Annotated in this window: 18 protein-coding genes and 1 tRNA gene; 10 read left to right on the forward strand and 9 right to left on the reverse strand. The window is 38.1% G+C overall.

Going from position 1 to position 17757, the window contains the following annotated elements; translation table 11 throughout:
* Nucleotides 1–20: 20 nt before the first annotated feature.
* The gene (locus tag ACTJJH_RS09100; protein WP_440601029.1) at nt 21–821 is read right to left on the reverse strand and encodes a PaaX family transcriptional regulator C-terminal domain-containing protein; all 801 of its coding nucleotides are present in this window, start codon (nt 819–821) and stop codon (nt 21–23) included.
* 353 nt (nt 822–1174) lie between these two features.
* On the opposite strand from ACTJJH_RS09100, the gene ACTJJH_RS09105 reads away from it, so the two are divergent.
* The 4 genes from ACTJJH_RS09105 (at nt 1175) to hchA (ending at nt 5175) form a co-directional block, all read left to right on the forward strand.
* A complete protein-coding gene (locus ACTJJH_RS09105) occupies nt 1175–1993 on the forward strand; it encodes an undecaprenyl-diphosphate phosphatase (RefSeq protein ID WP_002116515.1) in 819 nt (272 codons plus the stop codon).
* A 158-nt stretch (nt 1994–2151) separates the two neighbouring features.
* Nucleotides 2152–3048 carry an AraC family transcriptional regulator gene (locus ACTJJH_RS09110; protein WP_440601030.1) on the forward strand — a complete coding sequence of 299 codons (897 nt, stop codon included), beginning with the start codon at nt 2152–2154 and terminating at the stop codon, nt 3046–3048.
* A gap of 32 nt (nt 3049–3080) precedes the next feature.
* Nucleotides 3081–4091: an NAD(P)H-quinone oxidoreductase gene (locus ACTJJH_RS09115; protein WP_440601031.1), complete on the forward strand. Its 1011-nt coding sequence runs from the start codon at nt 3081–3083 to the stop codon at nt 4089–4091.
* Between the two features lie 208 nt (nt 4092–4299).
* Nucleotides 4300–5175 (forward strand): glyoxalase III HchA, encoded by an 876-nt coding sequence (gene hchA / locus ACTJJH_RS09120; RefSeq protein ID WP_017482116.1) that lies wholly within the window; start codon nt 4300–4302, stop codon nt 5173–5175.
* Between the two features lie 13 nt (nt 5176–5188).
* Here the strand turns inward: hchA and ACTJJH_RS09125 are convergent.
* Nucleotides 5189–5261: transfer RNA gene (locus ACTJJH_RS09125), tRNA-Arg, on the reverse strand.
* A 308-nt stretch (nt 5262–5569) separates the two neighbouring features.
* Here ACTJJH_RS09125 and ACTJJH_RS09130 point away from each other — a divergent pair.
* Nucleotides 5570–5824, forward strand: a complete 255-nt coding sequence (locus ACTJJH_RS09130; protein WP_017386291.1) for a TIGR03643 family protein — start codon at nt 5570–5572, stop codon at nt 5822–5824.
* An 85-nt stretch (nt 5825–5909) separates the two neighbouring features.
* Here the strand turns inward: ACTJJH_RS09130 and ACTJJH_RS09135 are convergent, their stop codons facing one another.
* Together ACTJJH_RS09135 and ACTJJH_RS09140 are read right to left on the reverse strand one after the other, a co-directional pair.
* Nucleotides 5910–6065: a DUF2256 domain-containing protein gene (locus ACTJJH_RS09135; RefSeq protein ID WP_440601032.1), complete on the reverse strand. Its 156-nt coding sequence runs from the start codon at nt 6063–6065 to the stop codon at nt 5910–5912.
* Nucleotides 6055–7578 (reverse strand): cryptochrome/photolyase family protein, encoded by a 1524-nt coding sequence (locus ACTJJH_RS09140; RefSeq protein ID WP_032037357.1) that lies wholly within the window; start codon nt 7576–7578, stop codon nt 6055–6057. Before ACTJJH_RS09140 ends, ACTJJH_RS09135 begins: the two co-directional genes overlap by 11 nt.
* A 288-nt stretch (nt 7579–7866) precedes the next feature.
* On the opposite strand from ACTJJH_RS09140, the gene nudC reads away from it, so the two are divergent.
* Entirely contained in the window at nt 7867–8646 is a 780-nt protein-coding gene (nudC, locus tag ACTJJH_RS09145) for an NAD(+) diphosphatase (RefSeq protein ID WP_440601033.1), read from the forward strand.
* 79 nt (nt 8647–8725) lie between these two features.
* Here the strand turns inward: nudC and ACTJJH_RS09150 are convergent, their stop codons facing one another.
* Nucleotides 8726–10105, reverse strand: a complete 1380-nt coding sequence (locus ACTJJH_RS09150; RefSeq protein WP_031946772.1) for an amino acid permease — start codon at nt 10103–10105, stop codon at nt 8726–8728.
* Between the two features lie 378 nt (nt 10106–10483).
* On the opposite strand from ACTJJH_RS09150, the gene prpF reads away from it, so the two are divergent.
* The 3 genes from prpF to ACTJJH_RS09165 all read left to right on the forward strand — a co-directional run bounded on the left by prpF (nt 10484) and on the right by ACTJJH_RS09165 (nt 13173).
* Entirely contained in the window at nt 10484–11671 is a 1188-nt protein-coding gene (prpF, locus tag ACTJJH_RS09155; protein WP_440601034.1) for a 2-methylaconitate cis-trans isomerase PrpF, read from the forward strand.
* 163 nt (nt 11672–11834) lie between these two features.
* Complete coding sequence (locus ACTJJH_RS09160) at nt 11835–12746, forward strand: polyprenyl synthetase family protein (protein WP_014207519.1); 912 nt, start codon at nt 11835–11837, stop codon at nt 12744–12746.
* A 58-nt stretch (nt 12747–12804) separates the two neighbouring features.
* Nucleotides 12805–13173 carry an MmcQ/YjbR family DNA-binding protein gene (locus ACTJJH_RS09165; protein WP_204085444.1) on the forward strand — a complete coding sequence of 123 codons (369 nt, stop codon included), beginning with the start codon at nt 12805–12807 and terminating at the stop codon, nt 13171–13173.
* Nucleotides 13174–13244: 71 nt separating this feature from the next.
* On the opposite strand, the gene ACTJJH_RS09170 is transcribed toward ACTJJH_RS09165, so the two are convergent.
* The 4 genes from ACTJJH_RS09170 to ACTJJH_RS09185 all read right to left on the reverse strand — a co-directional run bounded on the left by ACTJJH_RS09170 (nt 13245) and on the right by ACTJJH_RS09185 (nt 16305).
* Entirely contained in the window at nt 13245–14099 is an 855-nt protein-coding gene (locus ACTJJH_RS09170) for an SPFH domain-containing protein (RefSeq protein WP_002116544.1), read from the reverse strand.
* A gap of 28 nt (nt 14100–14127) precedes the next feature.
* Complete coding sequence (locus ACTJJH_RS09175) at nt 14128–14589, reverse strand: NfeD family protein (RefSeq protein WP_016143172.1); 462 nt, start codon at nt 14587–14589, stop codon at nt 14128–14130.
* 105 nt (nt 14590–14694) lie between these two features.
* Entirely contained in the window at nt 14695–15612 is a 918-nt protein-coding gene (locus tag ACTJJH_RS09180) for a patatin-like phospholipase family protein (protein ID WP_014207516.1), read from the reverse strand.
* A gap of 66 nt (nt 15613–15678) precedes the next feature.
* Nucleotides 15679–16305 (reverse strand): lysophospholipid acyltransferase family protein, encoded by a 627-nt coding sequence (locus ACTJJH_RS09185; protein WP_440601035.1) that lies wholly within the window; start codon nt 16303–16305, stop codon nt 15679–15681.
* A gap of 128 nt (nt 16306–16433) precedes the next feature.
* On the opposite strand from ACTJJH_RS09185, the gene ACTJJH_RS09190 reads away from it, so the two are divergent.
* A complete protein-coding gene (locus ACTJJH_RS09190) occupies nt 16434–17693 on the forward strand; it encodes an MFS transporter (protein WP_032037345.1) in 1260 nt (419 codons plus the stop codon).
* The last annotated feature ends 64 nt before the right edge of the window (nt 17694–17757 follow it).

Consider the following 17757-nt stretch of genomic DNA (forward strand, 5'->3'; position numbering starts at 1 on the left):
GTAAAAAAATAAATTGCCTATTATTGGGCTAATTCATTTTCATAAAGTTTTTGCCATAGCTTTTGTCCAATCGAATCGAGTTGCTGTACATTTTGAGCAAACTGATTGCGGGCATGTTCGTCAACAAATGGAGAGGGCAGTAGAGGATCATTCATGAGTAAGGTAATGGTTTCACGTCCTAATAATAAAGCTTGGGTAGCAGCCTCATTTAAGGATAGATTTTTATATTTTAAAAGCCATTCTTGAATATCTTGACTATACATTTCATAGTTCTTTTCAAGCTGTTTGGTATCCCACAAAGAATGAATTAACGAAACTGTTTTTGCGTCAAATTTTTGAATAATAGAAATTTTAGCTTCATTTTCAAGACCCGCTAAAATGAGCTCTTCACATGTTTTTTCAAAGCTATACGCTAAATTATCTGGACGTATATAAATTCCAGTTTCGAGTTCTCTAAAACCAAATTGACGTAAAGCTTGTTCTCTCTTTTTTAAAGCGGTTCGATCAATACGACCTAAAGTTCCAGTAAAGACTGCCAGATATTGATGTTGCCATTCTTTAGTCTGCTTAATGCCATTTTTACGATTCAAAATAACTTTTGCCCATTCTTTGGTTGATGGCGAAAGTTGATAAATACCGCGTTCTACACTTTCTATCATCCCTTCATTTAATAGCCGAGTCGTAGCCACACGAATACCGTTGTCACTCATATTAAAAAGTTTAGCGGCAATTAATATTTGTCTAATCGTGAGCTGAGGGTAAGCAGAGGAAAGAAATAAATCGATAATGAGATGGCGTGCATTAATTTTGATATTTTTCATTCAGATTGAATTTTTGATATGAGTTGCATTTGATCAGAATAATATCATGTTTTTTTAAGGACTTTTTAAGATCATTTTGTAGAGTAAGTAAAGGTAAAAAGCTTTGTCTATAACAAGAAAAACTTTGGCAGTTCTTAACCAAGTTTTATCTTTTTACGATAGTTAACCCAAGTTTGTCATCATGATGTGATACATTATCGCACTTTAAATAAACTGCCTTTAACTAGGGGCAATAACCACAAACGTTAGAAATGATCTGATATTGAACATGTGTTAAGTCTAATTTGGGACTTACCAATTTCGATAAAACAAATTTTAGGTCGTTCTAATGATTAACTTTCTTTGAGCAAGTTATGGAAAATTTTGAAGTTATAAAAGCACTGTTTTTAGGCTTTGTCGAAGGCTTAACTGAATTTTTACCCATCTCGAGTACAGGCCATTTAATTTTATTTGGTCATATTATCGATTTCCACTCAGACGGCGGTCGTGTATTTGAGGTCGTAATCCAGTTAGGTGCTATTTTGGCAGTGTGCTGGTTATACCGACAAAAAATTATTAACTTGATTAAGGGATTCTTTAGCGGTGATGTGGAGTCACGTCATTTTGCGATTAGTGTGCTTATTGCATTCTTTCCAGCAGTCATTATTGGTGTTCTAGCTGTCGACTTTATTAAAAGTGTTCTATTTAGCCCAATTGTGGTTGCGATTGCCTTAATTGTCGGTGCCCTTATCATTTTCTGGGTAGAATCTAGACAATTTGAACATAAGACACTCGATGCAACCAAAATTACTTTTAAACAAGCGCTTTTAGTCGGTCTTGCTCAGTGTGTGGCGATGATTCCGGGAACTTCGCGTTCAGGCGCAACAATTGTAGGCGGAATGTTTGCAGGTTTATCACGCAAAGCTGCTACAGAATTTTCTTTTTTCCTTGCTATGCCGACCATGTTGGGCGCTGCGACTTTTGATTTGATTAAAAATGCCGACGTACTCACCTCAGACAATATGGTTAATATTGGCGTAGGTTTCGTTGCTGCTTTTATTGCTGCGCTGTTTGTTGTAAAAGCATTGGTACTGTTTGTAGAACGTCACACTTTACGTGTATTTGCTTGGTACCGAATTGTCCTCGGTGTAATTATTTTAATTGCAGCCATGTTCTTTAATTTATCTGCTTAAATAGCCTGATAAAGTGAAAAAACCTAGAATGCTCTAGGTTTTTTTATGCCTAAAAATTGATTTGAATTGCCTATTTATACAAAGTAAACGTAAGACAGATGTTTTCATTTTGGGTTCATTGTTATATTGATTATTAGATTACCTCTCACAATAAAACTATGCCGCAAAATTATCTTACAGAACATTTGGTCGATGCTTTTTTGCACTTGGCTCCAGCAGAAGGCCTCTATCCTACTTTTATTTCTAATATCACGTTGATGCGGGTAGATCATTCCACACCACCTGTTGCCGTGCTGCAAGAACCCTCAATTGTTTTAGTGATACAGGGGTTAAAGCGCGGATATATTGGTAAAGAAATCTTTCAGTTTCAACAAGGACAGTGCTTATTTATCTCAATTGCAATACCGTTTGATTGCGATACTGTAGTTGAAAATAATGAACCCATGTTGGCAATCGCAATAAAGTTTGAACCACAAATGATGACTGATCTCATTACTAAAATGGATAAACAGCAACAAGGGCTTACTGAAGATGCTCATTCAGAAGATTTAAAATTAAGCTGTGGGCTTAGAGTGATTGACATGAATGTGCCTATTTCAGAGGTTGCTCTACGATTACTCAATTTACTTCGTTCTAAACAAGATACTTTTATATTGGGTGAGCAAGTTAAAAGAGAATTGGTTTATCGTGTGGTGCAGGCTTCAGGCGGCAATCTAGTCGAAAGTTTATCTGCGATGGCAAGTCGCAATGGCGTGATTTACACCATTTGTGAAATTATTCAACGTGATTATTATCATAACTTAACGGTTCAAGAGTTGGCGAAACAAGCGGGCATGAGCATATCGCTTTTTCATCAGACTTTTAAAAAGGTGACGAATTATTCTCCCTTACAGTACATCAAAATTACTCGGTTACATAAGGCACGTGAGTTAATCATGAATAATAAAATGGGTGTAGCAGAAGCAGCCTATGAAGTTGGTTATGTCAGTGCTTCTCAATTTAGCCGAGAATTTAAGCGACTGTTTGGCGTTCCACCCAAGTCCTCAATTATTTAACGTAGATTAGTATTTTGAAATATAAATCAAACATGGAGCATTATATGACCCTTCCAACAACCATGAAAATTATTGAAATTACGGCTCCTGGTGGACCTGAGGTTCTAAAAGTTCAAGATGCAAATATTCCAGCACCTCAAGCAGATGAAGTCTTAATTGAGGTAAAGGCTGCTGGAATTAACCGCCCTGATGTATTGCAGCGTATGGGTTTATATCCAATGCCTAAAGGTGTTACTCAAATACCCGGACTTGAAGTCGCTGGTGTCGTGGTTGCTGTAGGTGAACAAGTCGATCGATTCAAGGTTGGAGATAAAGTTTGTGCTTTAACAAATGGCGGTGGTTATGCTGAGTACTGTGCGGTAACAGCAACTCAAGTATTGCCAATACCCGAAAATTTATCTTTTACGCAAGCTGCTGCGATTCCGGAAACATTTTTTACGGTTTGGGCAAACCTGTTTGATATTGGCCGTTTAAAGAAAGATGAAACCGCACTGATTCATGGTGGGGCAAGTGGTATTGGAACCACAGCTTTAGCGATTTGCCAAGCTTTAGGGATTAAAACTTTTGCTACGGTTGGTAGTGAAGATAAAGTTGAAGCACTCTCTAGTTTCACTACAGCAATTAACTATAAAACCCAAGATTTTGAGCAGGAAGTTTTGAAGCACACTCAAGATCAAGGTGTTAATGTCATTTTAGATATTGTAGGTGGTTCTTATTTCACGAAAAACCTAAATCTATTAAAACGTGATGGCCGATTGGTCATTATTGGTTTTATGGGTGGACGAATCGCAAAAGAATTTGATTTACAAAAACTGATTTTAAAACGTGCCACAATTACGGGTTCAACGATGCGAGCACGTAATAGCCAAGAAAAAGCACAAATTGCCCAATCTTTGCATGAGCATGTGTGGCCATTATTGGCACAAGGTAAATGTTTACCGCAAATCTATAAAACGTATGCTTTTTCAGATGTACAAAGTGCTCACGCATGTATGGAACAAGGTGATCATATTGGAAAGATCGTTTTAGAAATGAATGCGTAACACTGTAATCATTGAAGTTTGGGCGAACGACAGGTTCGCCTAAACTGAATTTTATAATTCTAGATTCTGCCTATTTCTCTATAAAAATTGCCAAATTCTATTGGCAGATTGCACCAGTTCCATAACTTCACCTATAAATTGAGTAAGAAATAAAAATAGGTTCTTACCTTATTATTTCTTTCCATACTGATGAAAAAGGATAGTAACAATGAATACCGCAAATATTGATGATAAAAATCCTACTCCAGATTTGGCTGAAGATAATGCCTTTTTCCCATCACCTTATTCACTAAGTCAATATACTGCTCCTAAAACCGATTACGATGGCACCACTTATTCAACGCCGTATGCGGGCAATAAAAAAGTTTTAATGATTGCAACTGATGAGCGTTACATTCAGATGCAAAACGGTAAGTTCTTTTCAACAGGCAACCATCCTGTAGAAATGCTTTTACCGATGTTTCATTTAGATAATGCAGGCTTCGAAATTGATATTGCGACACTTTCAGGAAATCCAGCCAAACTTGAAATGTGGGCAATGCCAAAGCAAGAACAAGTGGTGTTAGACACCTTTCAGAAATATGCAGATAAATTAAAAAATCCGCTAAAACTAGCTGACATTTTAGAAAATGCAGTTGGTGAAAACTCACCCTATGCGGCTGTATTTATTCCGGGTGGGCATGGCGTATTAGCTAAAATTCCACATAGTCTTGAGGTAAAGAAAGTTCTTAAATGGGCGGTTGAACAAGATAAATTTATTATTACGTTATGCCATGGTCCAGCCTCATTACTGGCTGCGGCAGTTAATGAACAGCCAGAAAACTATATTTTTAAAGGCTATCAAATTTGTGTATTCCCTGATTCATTAGATAAAGGAGCAAATATTGATATTGGTTATATGCCTGGAGCTTTACCTTGGTTAGTGGGTGAAAATCTTGAAAAACTCGGTGTAGAAATTTTAAATAAGGGCATTACAGGTCAATGTCATAGAGACCGTAAATTGCTAACTGGTGATAGTCCGCTTGCTTCTAATAATTTAGGGAAACTTGCAGCTGAAACATTGTTGGCTGAAGTGAAGGATTAAGTGATGAAATATGTACGCCCTGCGGGACTCGAACCCACGTCGGTCGCTTAGGAGGCAACTGCTCTATCCAGTTAAGCTAAGGGCGCATAATTTTATGATTATAAACAAAAAAGCTATTGCGAAGGCAATGGCTTTTTTACGTTTTAGTTATTAAAAATTTTGCCAGAGTGGCCAATAAAGATAAAGTTGAACCATTCAACGGTTTCAAACACTTATATCTGTAGAAAAACAGTTTATAAAGCTAAAAAATCACAAAAACTTCATGTTGATCTTTCTATGATCTGAAGCAAAACACGAAAAGGTTTAAGACAAGCAATTGAGTAGATGAAACTGTTCCCGAAAGGTTGTTTGTTAAAAATCAGATTTAGCTACCTATAATTCAAAAGGGCATAGCATGAAAAAAATTGATGAACAGGACTTATCTAGAATTATTGAAATGGCATGGGAAGATCGAACCCCATTTGAAGCAATTGAGCGAGAATATGGGTTAAGTGAAAGTGAAGTGATTCGTTTAATGAGATACAACCTAAAAACCAATAGTTTTAAACTTTGGCGTAAACGTATGGCAGGGCGTAAAACTAAGCATCAACAATTACGTTCACCAGCCGTTGAACGAGCTTACTGCTCTCGTCAGTATAAATATGCTTAAGGCGATCAAATATAATCAATTGAAATACAGCTGATTCAACAATTAAGAGTCGTGTTGAATCAGTTAAAACAATCGAGTGAAATATCTACTTAGTTGATCGGGCTTGTCTTTTACATCTTTCAGAGCAATATTTTACTTCTTCCCAGCAACGTTCCCATTTTTTTCGCCAGTCAAAAGGACGTTGACAATAGACACATATTTTCTGGGGTAAATGCTGTTTTTTCATGATTTTAAAGCTCATCAAGTTGATGAATAAGTAACTTTGCGTGCTGCATGACAGAAGCTTTATCTTTCATACGATCAAGATTTTTGTAGATCATCGACATTCTGGGATTCTGACGAAATATGGCCTCATGCTGGCTCATAAAATACCAATACAAACTGTTAAATGGACAACTGTCTGGTTCAGTTTTTGTTTTGACGTTATATGTACAGTGCTGACAATAATTTGACATTTTATGTATGTAATTACTTGATACAGCATAGGGTTTACTTGCCATGATGCCGCCATCTGCATACATCACCATACCTAAAGTATTCGGTAATTCGACCCATTCATAAGCATCTACATAGACTGCTAAATACCATTTGCAAATTTCTGATGGATTTACACCTGCTAAAAGTGCAAAGTTGCCTGTAATCATTAAACGCTGAATATGGTGAGCATAGCCATGTTCAAAGGTATTTCTGAAACACTCGGCCATACATGCCATTTTTGTATTACCCGTCCAGTAATATTGTGGCAGCGGCGTGCTGGCTTGAAGGGTATTTTGATCGCTATAGTCAGGCATACACAACCAATAGATTCCACGCACATATTCCCGCCACCCTAATATCTGCCGAATAAATCCTTCTACTGCATTTAAGGGAGCCTGTCCGTTGTAATAAGCTGTTTGGGCAGCGTCACATACCTCTTTTGGTAATAACAATCCACAATTTAAATAAGGCGAGAGCAGACTATGAAACATAAAATCTGAACCATAAACCATGGCATCTTGATAATCGCCAAAGTGGGGTAGGTTGTTAGAAATAAAATGATCTAGAGCAAGTAGGGCATTTTGACGGGTTGTTGCCCATTGAAAGGAGTTGATATTGCCGATATGTTGAGAAAATTCTTTCTTGACCAGTTGAATAACATCTATATCAATTTGATCATGCTCAAAGGTTAATTTTGGTGGCAAAGGTGGATTGCCTGACCAAGCTTTTCGATTGGCTTGATCAAAGTTCCATTGCCCGCCAACGGGTTGTTGGTCATGCATTAAATAATGAGTTTGCTTGCGCATTTCTCGGTAAAAGTATTCCATTCTTAGTGTTTTATATTTGTTTGCCCATTGCTTGAATTGTTCTACGGTACAAAAGAATCGATCATCTTCTAAACAAATAACAGGTAGTTTTAGCTTGTTAGCCCATGAAGTTCCGATTTCATGTTGTAAGCGATACTCACCACATTGGGTAATGACGAGAGTATTCGCCGAGAAGTGTTGCTGCTGCAAAGCAATAAAGTCGACTAACTTTTTTATATGACTTTCGCGCTTAAATGTGTGATAACGGATTTTCCAGCCCTGTGCTTTTAATTCCTTTGCAAAGTGACGCATTGCACTAAAAATCAGTGCTATTTTTTGTGGATGATGAGCAACATAAGATGTTTCCTCAAGTACTTCAGCCATCAAAATAATGTCTTCATTCCGGTTTAAATACTTGAGCGTTGCGAGTTGGTGATTTAATTGATCACCCAGAATTAAACCAAATCGCATATTTTTGCTTCATGAGATGGAACTAAAATTAGTCTATATTTTCAGAGATCAATTTTATGTGAAGCAGAGCTTCTAAGTTCATCACTGGTCAGTTAGCTATAAAGTCATAGATATAACTTAAAAGCATAGCATGCGTGAATAAAATGTGATTTTAATCAAAAAGATACAAATTAAATAAATTGAAGATGTTTGCCAGTATACGTAAGATTTTTGAAAAATATGTTTTAAGTCTGATCCTTTTGAAGGAGCTATAGAGGCCGTCGAAAGGTTCTTCACTCGAGTATATAAATGGATACCAACAACCTTCCTATTGCTTATATTTTTCAGCAGCAACAACTTTTGGTTGATGCGAATTTTAATCTACCTTGCCTTGAACAGCAGGAATATGATTTACCTATACAAGCAGACCCTCTAGTAATAGCAAGAGATTTCCAAGAAAGCGAACTTATACCAAAAGGATATCAGTTCATACCCATTCGCCAACTCTTACAGTATTGGACTAAACCTCAGTTTGAGCAGGCAAGTCGCGCTTTTCAGTTGCTAGAGTGGCGTCGTAATCATCAGTTTTGTAGCCGTTGCGGACATAAAACCCAACAGCATAAGACCGAATATTCTATGACTTGTCCTGCATGTAATTTTAGTCAATATCCTAGAGTTAATCCTTGTGTGATTACTATTATTACACGTGGAGAGGACGAGATTTTGCTGGCTAAAAATGCCAGAAATACGAGCCAGAAGTACAGTTTAATCGCTGGCTTTGTCGAGGTAGGGGAAGCACTAGAAGATGCTGTTCGACGTGAAACATTAGAAGAAGTTGGATTACAAATTAAGAATATTCAGTATTTGGCGAGCCAACCATGGCCATTTCCGAGTAACTTAATGTTGGCTTTTAAAGCTGAATATGAAGCGGGCGAAATTGAAATTCAGGAGAAAGAACTTAGCGATGCTCAGTTTTTCAAATTTAATCAATTACCTGAAATTCCATTTAAGGGCAGTATTGCTCATGCAATGATTATGCACGTTATTCATGGCACACCTGTCGCTGATGATACGAAACAGTGGCTTTAAACTGAGATTCAGATATGGCTTTAATCTTGTAGTTTTAAATAAAAAAGCCATTGTCTAGACAATGGCTTTTTAGATTTATTTATTCTTCAGGATTCTCAATGGAATCTAGTTTTTTAGGATTTAAATAGTCAAAAAGTACGAGCATTGCAGTAATCCAAATAGGGATCATCATTACTGACTCTTTGAAGCCTTGAGTCCACATAATATAGAGAACCACAGCAATAAAGGCTAAAACTAAGTAATTACTAAAAGGTGACCATAACGCTGGAAAAGATGTTTTAATATTCGCGTGCTTAACAAAGCGTCTATACTTCAAATGTGTAATTGATATCATTGCCCAGTTTAGAACAAGTGCACCAACTACAACATACATGAGATGTCCAAGAGCATCTTCAGGTACAAAGTAATTTAAAAGAACACAACCAAAGATTAATAAAGCAGAAAGTAAAACAGCGGGAATAGGAACCCCTTGTTTATTGGTTTTTGCAAAAACTTTTGGTGCATTCCCTTGTTGAGCGAGACTGTAGAGCATACGGCTATTTGCAAACATCCCACTGTTATAAACAGATAGGGCAGCAGTTAAGATAATAAAGTTAAGTAAGTGTGCAGCCCAACCAATTCCCATTTGGCTAAAAATCATAACAAATGGACTTTTGTCGAGACCGCCAAGATCTAATTGGTTCCATGGCACTAATGAAAGTAAGATTGCCAATGAACCGATATAGAAAATCAAGATACGGAAAACGACTTGGTTAATTGCTTTTGGAATGGTTTTTTTCGGATCTTTTGCTTCTGCTGCGGCCATACCAATCAGTTCAATACCACCAAAGGCGAACATCAAGAAAGCCAACATATAGAAGAGGCCGCTAAAGCCATTTGGAAAAAATCCACCATGAGACCAAAGGTTACTAAATGAAATATTTGAGCCTACATCTGCTGTAAATAGCAAATAGAGTCCAAAAACAATCATAGAGATGACCGCAGCAACTTTGATAATAGCGAGCCAGAATTCGGACTCACCATAAAATTTGACGTTTGTTAGGTTAATTGCCGTAATCACGACAAAGAAAAATAAGACAGACGTCCACGCTGGAATATGAGGCCACCAATAATTAATATATTTGGCCACTGCGGTGAGTTCGCTCATCGCAACCAGAACGTAGAGTATCCAATAATTCCATCCGGTTAAAAATCCGGGAAATTTCCCCCAGTATTTATACGCAAAATGGCTGAACGATCCTGCAACAGGTTCTTCAACAATCATTTCTCCCAGGTGGCGCATAATTAAAAAAGCAATTAAGCCACCAATGGCATATCCTAAAATAATGGATGGTCCCGCAGATTGAATCACTTGCGCCGAGCCTAAAAATAATCCGGTACCAATTGCTCCACCCATAGCAATTAATTGGATATGTCGATTTTTTAGTCCTCGTTGAAGTGTAGAAGATTCGTTGGTCAAAGGTCTTCACTCACTATGAATAAGTAAATTATTCTAATAGATGGAGTTATTTTAGCCTAGACTACAAATTAATAAGCAGTGACTGAAAAGTAATTATAAAAACTATTTAAAATCATAATCTTGCTTTTAATATTTCTATTTCGAGTGAAAAGTATTCTAAAAAATATAATTTCAGATAGACTTTTTTTCTTAGATTTTGCTTAGATTAAGTCATTGCAAGAGTATTGTTAAATTCACAAAATATGCTCGCGTCAATACGATTGATGTATAAAGCAGATCGCTATCTCTTGGCCTTAAAACAATTTAAGATGAAGAGAAGGGTAAACAAGAATGCTTGTTTTGATATAGAAGAACATAATAGTAAGGATAACAGTTGATATGAGCTCAGTACCGCAAATTAAAATTCCAGCAACTTATATGCGTGGTGGAACGAGTAAAGGTGTCTTTTTTAAACTTGATGATTTGCCGGAAAGAGCTCAAGTTGCAGGTCAAGCAAGAGATCAGCTGTTACTACGAGTCATTGGTAGTCCAGATCCTTATGGAAAACAAATTGATGGGATGGGAGGAGCCACTTCGAGTACCAGCAAAACTGTTATTCTCGCTAAAAGTTCTCAGCCAGATCATGATGTCGATTATTTATTTGGTCAGGTTTCAATTGATCAAGCTTTTGTAGATTGGAGTGGTAACTGCGGTAATTTGACTGCTGCTGTTGGTTCTTTTGCGATTTCAAATGGCTTAGTTGATGCCGATCGTATTCCAGAAAATGGCCTATGCACGGTTCGAATCTGGCAAAAAAATATTCAAAAAACGATTATTGCGCATGTGCCTATTACCAATGGACAAGTTCAAGAAACTGGTGATTTCGAGCTGGATGGAGTGACGTTTCCTGCCGCTGAAGTTCAAATTGAGTTTTTAGACCCAGCCGATGATGGTGAAGACGGCGGCGATATGTTCCCGACAGGAAATATCGTTGATGAATTAGATGTTCCTGATATTGGCCGTTTCCAAGCGACATTCATTAATGCAGGTATTCCAACTATTTTCTTAAATGCAGAAGATTTGGGTTACCAAGGTACAGAATTACAAGATCATATTAATAGTGATGCAACTGCACTAGCACGTTTTGAAAAAATTCGTGCCTATGGTGCGGTACAAATGGGTTTGATTAAAGATATTTCAGAAGCGGCTGCGCGTCAGCACACACCAAAAATTGCTTTTGTCTCTAAACCAAAAAATTACACAGCTTCAAGCGGTAAAAACGTTTCAGAGAACGATGTCGACTTACTCGTTCGTGCTTTGTCGATGGGTAAATTACACCATGCAATGATGGGAACAGCAGCAGTAGCGATTGGTACGGCAGCTGCCATTCCGGGTACATTAGTAAATTTAGCAGCTGGCGGTGGTGAACGTGAAGCAGTACGCTTTGGTCATCCATCTGGGACATTACGTGTTGGTGCTCAAGCTGAACTCACAAATGGTCAGTGGATTGTTAAAAAGGCGATTATGAGTCGTAGTGCACGTGTGTTAATGGAAGGTTGGGTACGCGTTCCGGGTGACAGTTTCTAAAAGTCACTTAAGAATGAAAAAAGCCTCTCCATTTTGTAGAGGCTTTTTACATAGGCCTTCGAAAACTCATCACGCACTTTTCACATTGAATCGTGTATGATGTAGCGCATGAATGCTTCATGACATTCAATAAAATTTCTCTACTGATTTTATCGAGGCGACTGTGTCATCACTCTCTCAAGTTAATGCGGATGTTTTAAAACAAGCTCAACAACGTATTCAACAAGATTTATTGACGACACTGGCCGCATTTTCAATTCCAGAACCTTTAAAAAGTGCAGTACACCATGCAGTCATGCTTGGTGGAAAACGTGTGCGTCCAGCTTTATGTTATGCCACTGCTTCTTTACAGCCAAATCCGAATTTTGCTGCGGCTCGCCGTGCTGCGGTTGCAGTTGAACTTATTCATTGTTACTCACTAGCGCATGATGACTTGCCTTGTATGGACAATGATTTACTGCGTCGTGGTCAGCCGACTTGCCATGTTGCGTTTGGTGAAGATACTGCTTTGCTTGCAGGCGACATTTTACAATCAATGGCTTTTGAGGTTTTAGGGAGCCGTTTGTTCGATGAGCAAGGGCAGGGTACCGATGCCGCGATTGTATTAAAACAAATGCAGATTTTAGCAACTGCCAGCTCCAAAATGGTCTCTGGACAGGTATTAGATTTGCAAGCTGAAGGTAAGCAAATTACTCAAGACGAACTTGAAAATATCCATCGCAATAAAACTGGTGCGCTCATTCAGGCTGCCATTATGATGGGTGCCGTGACCATTTTCTCTGGAACAGATCAAGCAATTCCAAAGTTACGTCAATATGGGCAGACGATTGGTTTGGCTTTTCAGGTATTAGACGATATTCTCGATATTACTTCGAGTACTGAAACCTTGGGTAAAACTGCAGGTAAGGATGAACAAGTACAAAAATCGACGTACCCAGCCTTAATGGGGCTCGAACAAGCAAAGTCCTATGCTAAAGAATTGCATGATCAAGCTTTTGAAGCCTTAGCTCACTTTGGTGACGATGCAAAAGAATTAGTAGATATCTCACAATTCCTTTTAGCACGTACCAATTAATAATATTAAATCAATATTCATAACTTCTATTCATATTCAATGAATAAGGGAGAAAAGAATGAATGGTGCTCAGCTTCATCAAGCTGCAATTGAAATCGCTCGCAATCTTCCTTTTAGCCAACAGGACCATCCATTTGGGCCTGAATATGAAGTTTTTAAAATTTTAGAAAAAATATTCATGCTGACCGCAGAAGTAGCTGATGTCAAAATAGTTAATGTCAAATGTGATCCCTATAAAAGTCAGGAATATCAGGAACTCTATTCATTTATTATTCCGGGCTATCACATGAATAAAAAGCACTGGATTTCGATTACACCGCATAAGAACTTAACAAGCGATTTACTTCAAGATTTAATTAGCGACTCTTATGATTTGGTTGTAAAAAAACTCCCTTTGAAAGATCAGAAAAGATTAAAAAACCAATAATATAAAACATAAAAAAACGGCGACATAGTAGTCGCCGTTTTGATTTCAATTACGTATTGAAAGTTCCTAAATTAATTATGTTTTCCCATAATTCCGCGAATTGTATTTAAAACATCGGCTGGTAAAACCACAGTTTTAGCATTGCTTGATTTCGCCATATCTTGCATCGCTTTAACATACTGTTCACCTAACAGATAAGCAACAGGGGTTTCTTTATCACCCACTGCACTTGTGACCATCTCAATGGCTTTTTGTGAAGCTTCAGCCAAAACAACTTGTGCTTCTGCATCACGGCGAGAAGCTTCTAAGCGACCGTCAGCCTCTAAAATTGCAGCTTGTTTTTCACCATCAGCTCTCGTTACTGTCGCACGGCGTTGACGTTCTGCGGCAGCTTGAGCTTCCATGGCAGCTTGCATGGTAGAAGAGGGTTGAATGTCTTGAATTTCAACAGTTTTTAAAGTGATACCCCAATCTGAAATATCATCAGAAATCGCAGCTTTGAGCTTCGCTTTAATATGATCTCGTGAAGACAAAGCATCATCTAGATCCATTTCACCGACAATAGAACGCAGTGAAGTTTGTACAAGGTTTTGAATTGCCCATGTATAGTTTTCAATACCATAAACCGCTTTTTCTGGTGTGGTTAAATTAATATATGCCACAGCATTCATAAGTAATACAGCATTGTCGCGCGTAATCACTTCTTGAGATGGGATATCTAACACAATATCTTTAGTGGTAACTTTATAAGCCACTTCATCGACATAGGGAATCACAAAATTAAGCCCGGGATTAAGGGTAGAATGATATTTCCCTAAACGTTGAACAATCCACTTATAACCCTGAGGAACAATACGAACCCCTTTAAAAATGGTGACAGCCACAAAAGCCAAAAAGGCTAAAACAATAATAGTACCAACTGGCATGAAAATACCCTCTCTTTATCTTTAATGTTTATGAAGTACCATGGGACTGGACAATTAAGTCATTACCCGAAATATCAATAACTCTCACACGATCACCGACTTTGACTGGTGTGGTGCTTCGGCAGTTCCACTCATCGGCCCCTAAAATAGGCATTGGAAAGCGAACGATAATTTGATCATGGTCGAGACCGGTTTGAATCACCATACCAATTTGACCAATAGTCGCTTCACGCGGTAATCCCGCTTTAGTCTTATCAATTGATAATGGTTTAATAAATTTGAACCAAAGAATGGTGCATAGCACTGACAGAACTATCCACAATACAATTTGCGTTGTGAGGCTAATATCTGGAAATAACCAGTAGAGAAAGCACACCATAATGGCGGCAATACCAAACCAAAGCGCGGCAAAGGCGGGTAGAATCAGTTCAGAAAGAATAAGTAAGATACCCAATACAAACCAGTGCCAAGGTTGTATAACAAACTCCATAGATCTGCTCTTTTATATATCTTTATGATGGGTAAAAGTGACTCAATATCACTTTTACCACTGTAGCAGATGATAGGGAGTGTGAATAGAAAAAAACCACCTCAATTAGAATTTAGGGCGTGGTGCAGGCTTAAACGCAGCTGGAGATTTTTTGAAGTTTGCAATTGCAGTTTCAACTTGGCGTATTTGCGCTTGAGCTGCTTTTTCGCCTTCCAAAATTGCTTGGTTACTTGATTTGAGATCAAGAGTACCTAGATGACCAACTTTAGGTTGAATGACAACATTGGCCTGCTTGAGCTCTTCATTAATACTTTGTTGACCCATGATATTAATGGTTTGATCAAGTAATCCCCACATATTGGCTGGGCGATTTCCTGCTGGACGCGCAGAAATATCGACTGCAATGACAATATCTGCACCCATATCACGAGCAGTTTTAACAGGAATTGGACTAACCAATCCACCATCTACATATTTCTGCTTGCCAATTGTCGCTGGTACAAACACATTTGGAATACTGCAAGATGCACGCACTGCTTGGCCTGCATTACCTTTAATGAAGTCAGCTTTTTGACCATTATCAAGGCGTGTTGCCACGGCAGCAAAACGGATTGGGAACTTCTCAATCGGTTTATTGCCTACATTACGGTTAACGTAGTCCTGTAACTTTTGTCCAAGAATAATACCCTGACGATTAAGTGTTAAATCGCGGATATCTGACTCTTGTAACTTTAGAGCCAGACTTTGCAATTGATAAGGTGTTTGTCCACTTGCGTAGATACTTCCAACAAAGCTACCGGCACTGGTACCCGTGACAATTTTAGGTTTAATTCCGTGAGACTCTAAAACCTTAATGACACCAATATGTGAAAATCCTTTTGCTCCACCGCCACCTAAAGCAAGTGCAATCACAGGTTCACGGGCTTTCATTGAGGTTGTCGGTGTTGGTGTTTTGCTAAATTTATCACAGCCAAATAGTGCTAGAGAGATAAATCCAATACTGGCAAATTGAGCAATTTTCATCTTTAAAAATAATCTACGTCGAGATAAATTAAGAGGGCTCATGAGACCAGATTTGCTCAATTTTTGCTAGGTTTTTTTCACTAGATTTTGTAAAGGTTCGGCAAGCCAATTGCGATTTTTAGGTGAAATTTTTCCTTCATAACGCTCAAAAATCTTGGTGAGATCTTCGTCGTAGTGGCCACTTGGGTTTAGGTGACCTAAGCAGTGAATCGTCTTGTGATCATAATCAAAAGAAAACATCACAATGGGAATATTGGCTTTTGCAGCGATATGATAAAAGCCACTTTTCATTTTTTTTGCTTTTTTACGTGTGCCTTCGGGCGCCATTCCAATCCAGATCTTGTCATATTTTTGAATGGTTGCAACGACTTGCTCAGTAAGTCCATTGGCTGTGTCACGTTTAACTGGAATGACCCCAGCCCAATCTAAAGCTCGTTTAAACGGTGGTTTAAAAAGGGCATCTTTACCCAATACTGTAATTTGGATACCTAATCCGAAAATCGCAAGAAAGCCATACCATCCATCAATATTGGAAGTATGGGGGGAAATAATTGCCACTGCTTTTGGAAAATTAGGAACTTCGCCTTCAATTGTCCAGCCTTGCGCTAAAAAAAGTTTTTTAAATAGTGCTCGGCTTAAAGCAGTACCGCGTTGAGGCACCAAATCAGGTAAATTAGGGAAATGTTGATCCATATTTTTTTAAATTTTAACTTGTCCTAGTTTTATCTTAATCTTTTGAAATATATGCTTCATTGGCAAAATGTAAGAACAACATGACATTTGATGTTATTCCTCATTAAACAAATAAAAAGTAGGTTTCTATGTTGCGGCAGCAAAATCTTTATCTTCTGCTATTTTCCTTATATTGGGCACAAGGACTGCCTGTTGGGTTTATGACCCATGCTTTACCCGTGATCTTAAGGGCAGAAGGAGTTTCACTCGCCCATATTGGTGGCTTTGGCTTATTAATGTTGCCATGGTCAATCAAGATTTTTTGGGCGCCATGGGTCGACCGACACGCACTTTCCCGTTTAGGACATTATCGTAGTTGGATTCTACCTACTCAGTTTTTGACTGTGGGTGTACTGTGTATTTTGTCTTTTTTCCCTGTTCAAGCTTTAGATCAACCTATTTATTTATTCGCATTTTTTATTTCCCTTCTTTTTATGAACTTAACTGGAGCAACACAAGACATTGCTACCGATGCTTTAGCAGTCAACTTGTTAAAACATGATCAGCAGCATTGGGGCAATACATTTCAGGTCATTGGTTCGCGGTTAGGTTTTATTGTTGGGGGAGGCGCCGTACTTTGGTGCTTAGACTGGTTAACATGGCAACCCACTTTTTTGCTATTAGCAACCATAGTATTTTTAAATACTCTACCAGTTTGGTTATTTAAAGAGCCTCAACATTCTTCTCATGCGAGTTGCGAACTCAAACTTGATCAGCAAAATTTAGTCCTAAAAATTAAAGCTTACCTAAGATATTTCTCTCAAAATAAAGAGCTCCGCTCTTGGTTAATGGTACTGATCACTTTTAAAGTAGCAGACGGCTTAGCAGGGCCATTACTTAAACCTTTAATGGTGGATATAGGATTAAGTTTTACTCAAATTGGTGTTTACATCACGATGCTCGGTGCAGTAGCAGCACTCGCTGGGGCGGCAATAGCAGGAGGCGTGCTTAAATACTTTTCAAGACCAGCAGCATTAATTGGCTTTTCAATTTTTAAAATTATGAGTCTAGGAGCCTATGCTTATTTAGCCTATGCCTATGAACAAAAAATTCAGTTGAATGTCTGGGTTATATATACAGTCAATGCTTTAGAAGATGCATTCTCGGCAATGCTGTTGGTGGTTATGTTGACTCTGGTCATGCATTACAGTCGAAAAGAATATGCGGGAACAGACTTCACCTTTCAGGTTTCAGTCATGGCGACTGTTAGCGGTCTTCTTTATAGTTTTAGTGGGGTGATTGGAGATTTACTCGGTTATTTCCATTATTTGATAGCTATTGTCATTATTGCAGTGATCAGTTTACTGCCTATTTTCCTATGGAAACATGAGAAACTACAGGAAAAATAATGTTAACTAAATGAAATAAAGAACTTTAATATTGCTCAAGTAGTGATCTAAGCTTTATATAATA

It is taken from the genome of Acinetobacter sp. 22301 (assembly GCF_052045285.1).
In the GTDB taxonomy this organism is placed as follows: domain Bacteria; phylum Pseudomonadota; class Gammaproteobacteria; order Pseudomonadales; family Moraxellaceae; genus Acinetobacter; species Acinetobacter pittii.

Bases quoted from the DNA above. Each gene is read 5' to 3' on its own strand.
- ACTJJH_RS09100 (WP_440601029.1), bottom strand. From the start codon at position 821: ATGAAAAATATCAAAATTAATGCACGCCATCTCATTATCGATTTATTT.
- ACTJJH_RS09105 (WP_002116515.1), top strand. From the start codon at position 1,175: ATGGAAAATTTTGAAGTTATAAAAGCACTGTTTTTAGGCTTTGTCGAA.
- ACTJJH_RS09110 (WP_440601030.1), top strand. From the start codon at position 2,152: ATGCCGCAAAATTATCTTACAGAACATTTGGTCGATGCTTTTTTGCAC.
- ACTJJH_RS09115 (WP_440601031.1), top strand. From the start codon at position 3,081: ATGGAGCATTATATGACCCTTCCAACAACCATGAAAATTATTGAAATT.
- hchA (WP_017482116.1), top strand. From the start codon at position 4,300: ATGAATACCGCAAATATTGATGATAAAAATCCTACTCCAGATTTGGCT.
- ACTJJH_RS09130 (WP_017386291.1), top strand. From the start codon at position 5,570: ATGAAAAAAATTGATGAACAGGACTTATCTAGAATTATTGAAATGGCA.
- ACTJJH_RS09135 (WP_440601032.1), bottom strand. From the start codon at position 6,065: ATGAGCTTTAAAATCATGAAAAAACAGCATTTACCCCAGAAAATATGT.
- ACTJJH_RS09140 (WP_032037357.1), bottom strand. From the start codon at position 7,578: ATGCGATTTGGTTTAATTCTGGGTGATCAATTAAATCACCAACTCGCA.
- nudC (WP_440601033.1), top strand. From the start codon at position 7,867: ATGGATACCAACAACCTTCCTATTGCTTATATTTTTCAGCAGCAACAA.
- prpF (WP_440601034.1), top strand. From the start codon at position 10,484: ATGAGCTCAGTACCGCAAATTAAAATTCCAGCAACTTATATGCGTGGT.
- ACTJJH_RS09165 (WP_204085444.1), top strand. From the start codon at position 12,805: ATGAATGGTGCTCAGCTTCATCAAGCTGCAATTGAAATCGCTCGCAAT.
- ACTJJH_RS09170 (WP_002116544.1), bottom strand. From the start codon at position 14,099: ATGCCAGTTGGTACTATTATTGTTTTAGCCTTTTTGGCTTTTGTGGCT.
- ACTJJH_RS09175 (WP_016143172.1), bottom strand. From the start codon at position 14,589: ATGGAGTTTGTTATACAACCTTGGCACTGGTTTGTATTGGGTATCTTA.
- ACTJJH_RS09180 (WP_014207516.1), bottom strand. From the start codon at position 15,612: ATGAAAATTGCTCAATTTGCCAGTATTGGATTTATCTCTCTAGCACTA.
- ACTJJH_RS09185 (WP_440601035.1), bottom strand. From the start codon at position 16,305: ATGGATCAACATTTCCCTAATTTACCTGATTTGGTGCCTCAACGCGGT.
- ACTJJH_RS09190 (WP_032037345.1), top strand. From the start codon at position 16,434: ATGTTGCGGCAGCAAAATCTTTATCTTCTGCTATTTTCCTTATATTGG.